This is a genomic window from Mesorhizobium sp. LSJC285A00 (genome assembly GCF_000503155.1).
In the GTDB taxonomy this organism is placed as follows: domain Bacteria; phylum Pseudomonadota; class Alphaproteobacteria; order Rhizobiales; family Rhizobiaceae; genus Mesorhizobium.
This window is the reverse complement of the sequence record NZ_AYVK01000003.1, coordinates 129,707-139,770: the sequence shown is the minus strand read 5'-3', so window position 1 is coordinate 139,770 and position 10,064 is coordinate 129,707. Positions and strand designations below refer to the sequence as shown.

Annotated in this window: 14 protein-coding genes and 1 pseudogene; 2 read left to right on the top strand and 13 right to left on the bottom strand. The window is 58.5% G+C overall.

Annotation, left to right across the window (positions count from 1 at the left end; genetic code table 11):
* Nucleotides 1–125: 125 nt before the first annotated feature.
* The 6 genes from X726_RS1000000167920 to X726_RS163545 form a co-directional block, all read right to left on the bottom strand.
* Nucleotides 126–527 carry a response regulator gene (locus tag X726_RS1000000167920; RefSeq protein WP_023668083.1) on the bottom strand — a complete coding sequence of 134 codons (402 nt, stop codon included), beginning with the start codon at nucleotides 525–527 and terminating at the stop codon, nucleotides 126–128.
* On the bottom strand, nucleotides 528–803 hold the full coding sequence (locus X726_RS163525) for a hypothetical protein (RefSeq protein WP_023668082.1): 276 nt from the start codon (nucleotides 801–803) through the stop codon (nucleotides 528–530).
* 296 nt (nucleotides 804–1,099) lie between these two features.
* Nucleotides 1,100–1,720: an isochorismatase family cysteine hydrolase gene (locus X726_RS163530; protein ID WP_023687850.1), complete on the bottom strand. Its 621-nt coding sequence runs from the start codon at nucleotides 1,718–1,720 to the stop codon at nucleotides 1,100–1,102.
* Nucleotides 1,721–1,743: 23 nt separating this feature from the next.
* Nucleotides 1,744–2,229, bottom strand: a complete 486-nt coding sequence (locus tag X726_RS163535) for a hypothetical protein (protein WP_156940609.1) — start codon at nucleotides 2,227–2,229, stop codon at nucleotides 1,744–1,746.
* Nucleotides 2,230–2,330: 101 nt separating this feature from the next.
* Nucleotides 2,331–2,939, bottom strand: a complete 609-nt coding sequence (locus X726_RS163540) for a LysE family translocator (protein WP_245272054.1) — start codon at nucleotides 2,937–2,939, stop codon at nucleotides 2,331–2,333.
* A gap of 84 nt (nucleotides 2,940–3,023) precedes the next feature.
* On the bottom strand, nucleotides 3,024–3,485 hold the full coding sequence (locus X726_RS163545; RefSeq protein ID WP_023668078.1) for a DUF768 domain-containing protein: 462 nt from the start codon (nucleotides 3,483–3,485) through the stop codon (nucleotides 3,024–3,026).
* An 80-nt stretch (nucleotides 3,486–3,565) separates the two neighbouring features.
* Here X726_RS163545 and X726_RS163550 point away from each other — a divergent pair, with 80 nt between their 5' ends.
* Entirely contained in the window at nucleotides 3,566–4,393 is an 828-nt protein-coding gene (locus tag X726_RS163550; protein ID WP_023668077.1) for a Ku protein, read from the top strand.
* Nucleotides 4,394–5,038: 645 nt separating this feature from the next.
* Here X726_RS163550 and X726_RS163555 read toward each other — a convergent pair.
* The 5 genes from X726_RS163555 to X726_RS0134510 all read right to left on the bottom strand — a co-directional run bounded on the left by X726_RS163555 (nucleotide 5,039) and on the right by X726_RS0134510 (nucleotide 8,872).
* Nucleotides 5,039–6,085, bottom strand: a complete 1,047-nt coding sequence (locus tag X726_RS163555) for an ATP-dependent DNA ligase (protein ID WP_023668076.1) — start codon at nucleotides 6,083–6,085, stop codon at nucleotides 5,039–5,041.
* 128 nt (nucleotides 6,086–6,213) lie between these two features.
* Nucleotides 6,214–6,720 carry a ferritin-like domain-containing protein gene (locus X726_RS163560; RefSeq protein WP_023668075.1) on the bottom strand — a complete coding sequence of 169 codons (507 nt, stop codon included), beginning with the start codon at nucleotides 6,718–6,720 and terminating at the stop codon, nucleotides 6,214–6,216.
* Between the two features lie 332 nt (nucleotides 6,721–7,052).
* Nucleotides 7,053–7,472, bottom strand: a complete 420-nt coding sequence (locus X726_RS163565) for an HD domain-containing protein (RefSeq protein ID WP_023668074.1) — start codon at nucleotides 7,470–7,472, stop codon at nucleotides 7,053–7,055.
* 40 nt (nucleotides 7,473–7,512) lie between these two features.
* Nucleotides 7,513–7,923: a DUF427 domain-containing protein gene (locus X726_RS163570; protein WP_031214606.1), complete on the bottom strand. Its 411-nt coding sequence runs from the start codon at nucleotides 7,921–7,923 to the stop codon at nucleotides 7,513–7,515.
* Nucleotides 7,924–8,557: 634 nt separating this feature from the next.
* Nucleotides 8,558–8,872, bottom strand: a complete 315-nt coding sequence (locus X726_RS0134510) for a hypothetical protein (protein ID WP_031201473.1) — start codon at nucleotides 8,870–8,872, stop codon at nucleotides 8,558–8,560.
* A gap of 202 nt (nucleotides 8,873–9,074) precedes the next feature.
* On the opposite strand from X726_RS0134510, the pseudogene X726_RS1000000172345 reads away from it, so the two are divergent.
* Nucleotides 9,075–9,524: pseudogene (locus X726_RS1000000172345) on the top strand (GNAT family N-acetyltransferase); the annotation flags it as partial.
* On the opposite strand, the gene X726_RS1000000172340 reads toward X726_RS1000000172345, so the two are convergent.
* Both X726_RS1000000172340 and X726_RS163580 read right to left on the bottom strand, forming a co-directional pair.
* Complete coding sequence (locus tag X726_RS1000000172340) at nucleotides 9,468–9,617, bottom strand: hypothetical protein (protein ID WP_023668069.1); 150 nt, start codon at nucleotides 9,615–9,617, stop codon at nucleotides 9,468–9,470. The pseudogene X726_RS1000000172345 and the gene X726_RS1000000172340 overlap by 57 nt on opposite strands.
* Nucleotides 9,618–9,730: 113 nt before the next feature.
* Entirely contained in the window at nucleotides 9,731–10,063 is a 333-nt protein-coding gene (locus tag X726_RS163580) for a hypothetical protein (protein WP_023681169.1), read from the bottom strand.
* Nucleotide 10,064: the final 1 nt, after the last annotated feature.

Below are 10,064 nucleotides of genomic sequence, written 5' to 3'. Positions count from 1 at the left end.
TAATGGTGGATCGCGCCGCAAGACCCCAAACGCGGCATTTTCAATTTTGTTCCATCGTGCCGTGAATTCCAGGCCGACGATTGCGCCTTGGTTTGAACGCCGGATTTCATGATGCGGTTGTGGATTTATCGGGCTTTAGCCGACCACGACACGCCATTGCCGTTTGCCATTGCCAGAGAGGCATGAATTGCGTTGCGCAACTCGGAAGGCGAGGCAGGCATTGCGACCCATGTCCCTTGAAGGAAAATCGGATCGTGAAAACCCGAATTGGCGTAGCTTGCCGAATGGACGACAAAGGGGATGTTTCGGGCGTCAAGCAACGTAGCTATTCGTACGCAATCCCCGTCCGCCAGGCCGATATCCATGACAACAATGTCGGGAGAACTGCCCCTGAACCATTCCAGCGCGTCGACGCAGGACGAAAAGACCCCAGCGATGTCGAACCCCGCGTCGCGCAACATGTCTTCAAGTTCGAGCGCGATAAACGCCTCGTCTTCCAAAATCGCAACGGACCTATGGTGGTCCAATTATCGCAGTCCTTTGCTCTCCGAAGCGATCGGCAGCGCAGCACGCCGCCTGACCGGTTCCACCCGGTGGTCGAAGCTCACGGCAATTTTCTTGCCGGACATGGCATGGACCATAAGCCCGACCAATTCCTCGTCGTCGCAGCGACACTCAGGAAACCTTGCGCGGATTTCATCGACCGCAAACGCCGCCGAGATAATGTCGTCAGCGCGATAGCCAGAGATCACCGCGTAGACTGCGCTATAGGTTTCAAGGTCAATGACTTCGGTTTTCAGCACATCATCCTTCCTGCGGAAGGCCGACGGCAGAGGCGCCGGATGTCTCGCAAAGATTGCTAGATGCCGGCATCGAGTCTTCGGCGCTGTATCCTGTTCATTCTATGACGGTTGGCCGCGCTGTCGATAGCTCTGCAAGGCTTTGTACGCTTCCAGACACTGATTCACGCGAGCGACCAGATCAGGCAATCGTGCCGTTCATATACGTTTTCCCGTTCACTGTAGTGCCGTCCGCCAACTGAAACAGTCCGCCCGACTAGAATGAAGATTGTCGGCCCTTTCACTTGAAGCCCACCAGATCAGCGAGTGAGTTGTGGCCAACACTCCAACACCTCCGCCATGCTGGCCGCCTCAATCTGCTCACTGAAGCGGGAATGGTAGACTTCCATCAGTGCGTCATGGGTCTGGTCGGCAGAGCTGCAGATGGCATCGGTGACGAGAATGACGCGAAAGCCACGATCGATGGCGCCAAGCACGGTCGCGAGAACGCAAACGTCGGTTTCGCCACCGGTGATCACGAGCGCACGCACGCCGGAGCCACTCAGCAGCGCGTCGAGCCGCCCCTCGGTCCAGGGCGAATAGACGTGTTTGTCGACCACCGTCGCCGGCGGTACAAATCGTGCAAGTTGAGGCATCAGCTCGATCAGGCGCGGATCGATGTTGGAAAGGGTTACCTCCGCCCACCGACGATAGTAGTTTGCCCACATTCCCGGCGCCTCGCCCGGGCGGGCGGCAGGAATGAAGCGCGTGAACAGGGTACGGCTGGCATGTCTGGCGACCAGTTCTTCGATCGCCGGGACCACCTTTTCAGCCCACGGCACGGGCCAAGGTCCACCCGGCGCAAACAGGCGCTGCATGTCGACGCACAGATGCAGGCCATCGTCGCCTATTGGTCCGTGAATCAATCCTTGGGCGGCCACTGGTGGATTCCGTCGGGTTTGGGTTACTGGCCTGCCTGCCGCGCTGCATCGGCCTCAGCCACATCAACAGTGTAAAGCAATTCACCGTTTTCGTTGGATACCCTCACAAGCCAGCCGGACAGAGCGTCCGTGCCAGGCTGCAGGTCGGCGAGAAGATCGATTGCGCAGCGGATAGCTTCGGACCGGGCCGCCTCAAGGCTCGCCATCCTCGACGGCGGTATGCGTCGGCTGGTTTCGCCATCGCGATACTCAAAGACATATACGTCGCCGGCGCCGTCGCTTGCAGAGGTTATCTCGACCTGGTCGAAATTGCCGTTGCTGGTCGCGTCATATTCATTGGCTGCGAGATCAAAGGTCGCTGTCTGGACCAGGATTGCCTTTGCGCGGGCAAGCACGTCATCTTCAGCTTGTATCCCGACGTTTGCCATGTCCACCGTAACGCAGTCGCCGCCCTCGCCGCAAAATATCACCCGGCGAACCGACTGCCCGTCTGGCGCCCTGGCATTCACCACTTCGGTCCGAACGACTTGCATGACACTCTCCTGCTTGTGTCTGACAATGTTCATGGTGCGGTTTCGGTTCCTGCGGATGCAGGCGCCGGCCCGGCAACTTAACGGCTTGCGCCGCCGCCAAAGGCCATTCGGAACCCAAGGCCAACAATGAAGAGGCCGGCGATCCGCTGCTGCCAAAGCCGCACACGAGGGCGCTTCAGGATCCAGGCGCCTATGCTGCCGGAGGCCACGGCATAGGTCCCCAACACCAACACGCCCGTCATTTTCTGAGTTGCTCCCAGCAGCAGCAGTTGAAGCGTCACGGAACTCCCATGCGGATCAACGAACTGAGGCAGGAACGCTACCATAAACGTGATGGGCCACGGATTGAACAGATTGGCAATCATGCCTTCCCGTGCCGCGGCAACGGCCTTGATCGGGGTCGTATCCGGCCAGGCCTGTGTTTCCGGCTTCGTGAAGACCAGCCCTAGCCCGAGCCTTACGAGATACGCCGCCCCAAGCCATTGCAGTGCTCCAAAAGCTAGTGGGGAGGTTCGCACGAGAGACGAAACACCGAACGCTATGAGAGGAAGCTGAACCATGCCGGCGCCGGCCGTCATCCCCAATACCGTGAACAGCGCAACCCTGCGTCCCTGCCCTATGCCGCGCGCCGTCACCAGCATGCTATCCGGCCCGGGCGGCATCTGCAGCAGGACGACCGTTCCCACGAATGCTATCCAGTGGGCGGGATCGATGACTTGTTCCTCTCAACAATGATGCTCTTGTTGGACTTGGAGCGGCGATATAGCCGGTCAACGCGAAGCTGCGGCGCCGAGGCCGTTGCGCAGAAGTAGCTCATGTTCAGAATTAACTGCAGAGCCGCGACCGCCTTGCTCCACGATCATCTCGGCAATGTACTCCTTGAGGTCCCCGACTTCGTCCTGAATGTCCTCGGGGGCGATGCCTTCCTCGTCTGCATCCGCGATGCATTGGCTTGCGAGTTCCTCTGCGGCATCGACGCCCTTCCGCATGAGAGCAGGCTTTTCGATCACATGCTCCTCAATCCATACTCCGACGAAATGGACTGTACGATTTACGATGAGGTCAGCGTCTTCCGAGAGTTGCGCCTCGGTTTTCAAATCGTCCCTCGTCGACGCTTCATGGAACTCACCTCGGCAAAATGGGCTCACTTCCAACGCCGACAGGTTGCCAAAAGATGCACCGTGCCGATGAAAATCGCTGTCGAGACCGACAGGATTTCGCCCACCGGACATTCACGGTGCACCGAGCCCCCGTCGCAGGAACAATTCGAACGGAAACGCGTTGCCCTAGCTGGAAACGGGATAAGCGCTAAATGGCCGCGCCACGTGCTGCCTGGAAGGGCTTCTTGAAGGTTGGTTCGGTTACTTGCGGCGTGAAGATTGTCGGCGCAACCAGCGAAGCATCCAAGATCCATTTCAAGATTTTGAACCGCAAGGACGGTCTGCCGGTCAGGAGCGTCTACGCCGACGAGGAGACCGGAAAGCTGGTGGATGCAGCGGATCAGGTGAAGGGTTTCGAGATCGAAAAGGACGAATTTCTCCAGATCGAACCTGACGACATAAAGGCGTTGAAGCTGACGTCGAAGCACACGCTCGAAGTCGGCGAATTCGTATCGATTGACGATATCGATACGCGCTATCTCGAGAAGCCCTACTATCTGATCCCGGCCGACGGCGCCGCAATCGAAGCATACGGAGTGATCCGCGATGCCATGAAGAACAAGGGCGTGGCCGCTCGATCCTGCGTGGTGCTCTACCAGCGCGGCCGCGAAGTGCTGATTCAGCCCTGTGGCAAGGGGATGGTGATGACCGAGCTTCGCAACCACAACGAAATGGTTTCGGAAAGCACTGTGTTCGATGGATTGGCCAAGCAGAAATACGACCCCGATCTGCTCGAAATCGCCGGCATGCTTATTGACAAAAAAGTGACGACCTTCGATCCCTCGAAATTTGAAGACACCTATGAAGACGCGCTGATCGCCATGATCGATGCAAAGCGCAAAGGCAAGAAGCTGCCGAAGCCCGCACCAAGGCCACAGGAGAATGTCATCAACCTCGCTGAGGTGCTGAAGAAGAGCCTCAAACAGGAAGGGCTGGCGAGATCCACAAAGAGAGCCTCACCGAAACGCAAGACAGCATAGTTGATAACTGCCCAGCCAGAAGGTCCGCACAGCAGCCCCAGCCGCCCTAAATCGCTCGGAACAATTCTCGCGGTTGCCCGTTGGCCACCAAGTTATGGCCGAGATCAAGAACGTCGACAGGGCAGTCCTCAAAGAGCCAGAGGCAGCGGATGCCAACGTTGCGCTCAAAGGAGCCGGAACGCAGGACTCTGATCGAGCGCCGACAAGCCCCAGGACCGCTGGCCATCGGTAAAATACATGGGGTGTGAAAAGACCCTTTCGCCTCCAGACGCGGCGACGCGCGACCTGTGGCGGGCCGAACCCCACGCCCAAGCGAAACCCGGAGAATAGATGTGCCCCCCAAACCAGAGCCAACCGAAGAGCCGCCAGTGGATGCGCCGACGTGGACGCCGGACATACGCGAGCCTGAGCCGGATCTTCTTCCCGACGAAGTGCCAGTTCCTAATCCGGACGAGAACCGTGATCCGCCAAAGCGAGGCGTGGTGACAGACTGAACAACGGGTTTGGTCCGGCATCCTCCTGCAAAGGCGTTTATCTCGGCGCCGGGTTCAAGATCGCCAGTGAAATGCGACTGGATTTGGCTAACGCCGAATGCTTGACGGATTTGGTCTCCATAGTGTGGACCTGCCGACGCTTCGCCAAGCCTCATTTTCCAAGTATCTGTTCGAACGTGCATTGCTTCGGGCTTTTGTCAGGACGCCATCGCAGAAATTTGGTGCCATGACGGAAACGATCCCCGGTGACATGATCGAACCGCACCTCCGCCACCAGTTCGGGCCGCAATGGCTCCCATTGTCCGCTTCTTTCCTTGCTCCACCGACTGGGACCGCCCGGCGCTTTTCCCGTGAAGCCAGGAGCCGATCGCAAAGCTTCAAGTTGTCGCGTAAGCTTGGCCCTGTCCTCCCGGGCGATCGTCGAAGTGAACCCGACATGGTCGAGTTGCCCCTGGTCATTGTACAGGCCAAGCAACAGGGAGCCGACTTCACGCGAATTCGCCAGGTAGCGGAACCCTCCGACGACACAATCGGCCGTGCGCAGGCGCTTGACTTTGATCATGGCGCGCTCGCCGGGTCGATATTCGTCATCGAGAAGCTTGGCAACGACCCCGTCGGTCGAACCTTGTCCGGATTGGCTTAGCCATCTGCCTGCCGCCGCCAAATCAAGCGTTGCCCGAGACAGTTCGAGATCCTTTCGCCCGGCCGACTTTACGAACAGTTCGAGTGCAGCGCGCCGAACCGAGAGCGGCTGCTGCATCAAGACGCCCTCGGAGGTCGCCAACATGTCAAAGAGGATCAGCTTTGCCGGCGTCGCGACCGACAGTTTCCGGATCCTGCTTTCCGCCGGATGCAGCCGCATCTGCAAGGCGTCGAAAGAAAGAGAGCCTGCAATTTCGATGACGATCTCACCATCGACCACGAACTCTTTTGTTTTCAGTTCATGCAACATCGCGACGACTTCCGGGAAATACCGCCCTAACGGCTTGCCGGATTTTGCACGCAACTCCACGGCCGCGCCGGCTTTAAAGGCCAGGCAGCGGAACCCGTCCCATTTGGGTTCGTATTGCCATCGGCCAGCATCGGCCGGCAACGTGTCGGCAGCCTTTGCTTCCATCGGCGCCGTGCTCAACGCCACGCCGAAAGACGATTTTACACTCGTCGGCAGATCGCGAGAGATGGCAGATTCGCCCGTCATGAAAGTTCCGTGGACAACGATGGAGATCGACTCAACGCAGCACTGGTGCCGGTTTTGGAAAAATCATGCTTCAACAGGGTTAGGTCATGATGAGATTTCAACCAGATCTCATCATGACCTCGGACGGTCTACTCGGCAGCCTGCATGTTGATCTTGCTTTCCGCCATTTCGGTGAGCTTGCGATCGGTCGCCTGCTCTTCTTTCAGGTTCTTGGCCAACACGTTGGCGCAGTCGCTGCGGCCAAGCTGCTTGGCCCAGGCGATGAGCGTGCCATATCTGGTCATCTCATAATGTTCGACCGCCTGCGCCGACGCTATCAGTGCCGCGTCTAGGACCTCCTTGTCGTCAACGTCGCCGCTCACATCGTCGGCTTCTTCGAGAATGCCGTCTATCGCCGGGCAGTTGACCTCCTTGGCCTTGACGCCATGCAATTCGAACACCTGTTCGACGCGCTCGATATGGCCTTTGGTCTGCTCGAGGTGTTTTTCGAATCCGGCCTTCAATTGCGGATCGGTTGCCTTGCCGATCATCTTCGGCAGCGCTTTCTCGATCTGCTTTTCGGCGTAATAGATGTCGCGCAGCGTGTGCACGAAGAGATCGTCGAGTGTCTTGATGTCCTTCGAAAAGAAGCCCATGGCCTTACCTTTCATTGTGCAGAAGTTCGGGTTTGGCGGCGGCTTGCCCGCCACCCGCGGAGGCCGGGAACTCGTCCCGGCTTGCTGGTCAACGCGCCGGTGCCGGAGGAGTTCCTGATTCCGAGCCGGGCCGTTACTCCTTTTCGAGACGCTGCGATCCATCTCCGGAGGAGCTTTGACCCGATCACACGTTCCATGGTCCAGACGACGACCCCCAGGCGCACGCCGGCGCGGAAAAACTGACGGCCAGGAGAGCCGAAACGTGCTGTGCGCCGCAAGCTCTCGCAGGCGATGGCTGCCTCGGCAGATGCAATGCCAGCGTCGGGCGCGCACTATTGTCGGGAGAACTCTTGGTCAGGTATGCGAAGGCCCTCTTCATATTTGGCCGCCGACGCTCCGACCTGCCTCGACTGCCAGATGTTGTCCTCCAGATCGGCGCGTTTTACGGGGAGCGCCACTGGGTTCGACGCAGCCCGCCGGACAAAGGCGAAATACTCCTCATCCGGCCTGCGCGACATGGCATCGACCGCCGCGGCAATTGTCGGTCCGAAGCCTGCTTCTTCGAGCTTGGCGCGGGTCCAGCCTTCGCCTTTCTCCAGAACGTCATGAAGGTAGGCAACAGTCTTCTGATCGATTGTCTCGACAGCGTCGACGACACGGCGGCAATGCTCGATGTAGGGCCGCCCGGTCTTATCGCGCTGCGACGCGTGAACCTCCTCCGCAATCTTTGCCGCCTGGTAGAAACTGCTCATCGCGCCTGTCGTTACCGTGATTGTCTCTGCCTGATGAAACCTATTCGACGATATGTGGCGTGTGTCGCTTGTCCTCGGCAGGGTCGACATCGATACGGGCCTTTTCCGGATCGAAAGCGGCGTGACCTGCAATAGCCAGAGCGGCCGCATCGGGCGTTTCGTAGGCCCACATGAAATCGTCGGAAGAACTGCCGACGGCGTGGACACGCCAGTAGGTTGCGGTGCCTTTAAGCGGGCACCGGGTGGTGGTGTCGGTCTTTTCGAAAAGATCGAAATAGATGTCCTCGAAGGGGATATAGAAAACGGGCTCGTGCCCGTCTTCACGCAGGACCTTCGCCCGCTCCGTAGCTGCGACGATGGCGTCGGAAAACCGCACCGTCACCGTGCCGGAAAACGGTTCTATGGCCAATCGGCCAAGGTTTTGCTGTGAAGTTGCGCCTGAAGTTTGCATTTGGATTTCTCCCTGGCGATTACCGCAAGATCGGTCATGCTTGGAGACGAAATGCGCGGCGGCGCTTCAGGTTCCGGCATGTCCGATGAACCTGAATTGCAGCCGGACTTAAAGCGCCTATCGGTTGCCGTATCCAGCAGTACTCGTCGGTAAGGCGCGGTGAAATGCTCGTCCAACCCATTCGAAGACTTTGGAAGACGACACGGTGGTCGCTTCCGTGGAGCGTCAGGGCTGGCACCGAAATGATCTTCGCCGCTACTTGCCGGCGGGCGAGTTCCTGGCAGGAGATGCTCCAGCTGTTTGGCCGTCGTCAGCTGCCGCCTCACGCACGGGCTCCGGGGCGGCCTGAGTTGCTGCCAAGTGGGCCGCAAGGTCCCTATAGACCTTGCCCCTGCCGCCATCGTGTTTAGCGATCAGGCCAAGTAGGTCATGACGGCTTAGCTTTGCAATCTTCATTAGGAATTCGAATTCGTGCTTCGGAATCGAGGCTGCTAAGCGATCGAGTTTGGCCCGCCGGGTCTCTTTGGACACATGTGCTCCTATGTATCCAGGCAGCATGCGAGGCACGTATTCGGAGGCCCGCCATTGTCTTGATGGCGGGCCTTCGGGCGGCCGAAGCCGCTAGGTCCATCGACTACTTGTTGCAATTTTGCACGGTCGAGGTCGTTGCGCCACTTGCAGTGTTGTTATCGATGTCATTGCCTGCGGCGTCCTTGCAACGGTCGGTCATGCCGTTCGATTTTGTAGTCGAGTTTGTGGAATTCGGATCGGTTGGCACGGCCGCATTCCCGCTGCCAGTGCCAGCGGCGCCGCCGCTGCCAACAGTTCCAGTACCAGTTCCATTACCCGTGCCAGCCGTGCCGCCAGCACCCGTTCCATTTGTCTGCGCCAAGGCGGAACCGGCCAAGGCAATAGTTAGCACCGACGCGGCTAGAATTTTCTTCAACATTGGAGTCTCCGTGTTTGAATCGCCGAATTGCGATCGCTTTCCCAACGACAGGTTTTTCTCATTGTTCCCGGCGTAATGGATTGTGATCCGCAGCAGCCTTCGTCGAGGTGGACACTCTTGACGTCGCACGAATTGTGATGAGACCTGACAAGGGCAGGATGGGCTTTGTTCAACACCAAAGCGATATGTTGGGCGCGGCTGCATGCATCCGACGCGGATCGCGATGCGGAATGTGGGCAAGACGGGTTACAACAGAAGCGGCGATCAGAGCTGCGAGCGAACCGGCCGCCTTGATGTTAGTCTGACGGTTGAATCTCAAGACCATTCCGACGCAGGAGCAGAACGCATGCCGGCTCGATCCGAAGGATTTACAATCGCTCTGGCTCACAACGGGGATGCACGAACGCAGGCGGCCGCTGCGCTCTATCGACACAACATCGAACAAACCGGAATCGATGACCGGGCAGTGATCGGCGCGGAGCTTACCGACCCCTCGGGAAAGATCTGGGGTGGAATTTGGGGCAGAACGGAACTGGGGCTCCTGTTTCTCGACATGTTCTTCTTGCCTGACAAATTGCGTGGCCGATCCTATGGATCACAGCTTCTTATGGCGATTGAGGAGGAAGCCATTAGGCGCGGATGCAAGAGAGCCGTCGTCGAGACGAGCAGTTTCCAGGCGCCTCAATTTTACCGGCTTCATGGGTTTGAGGAATTCGGCAAAGTCGAATTCGTTATTCCAGGACATGCCCGCATCTTCCTTCGCAAGAAACCTGCAGTAATCTTTGCGGAGGCGCCATCTGCACGAACGGCTGTTCGCCGGCAAAACGCCGGCGCCTTAGCCCTCCCAGCCGTAGCCATCTACTCCCGAAGGTCCTTTTGCCCTTTCCATCCGGGAAGCTCGGTCATCGGGCATAGCAGCCGCGGTCGCGCCGGATCGGAGATATCGAGTTTATCCCAGGGAATGCGGTACAGGCCGTCGCGACGGCGCAGCCGAAACAGGTCGAGCATCGCGATGCCGATGGTCGAAGCCGACAGACGCTCGAACGCGGCGTAGATGCCAACGTGGAATTCAGTAACGACGAGCTCGTCGCCACGCTGTTCGGCGAGAATCTCTTCGATGTGACCGATGCTCTTTCCACGCTGCGAGAGCACGCGTCGCCCGGCAAGATGTTCGAGGTTGACTGTCCTCATC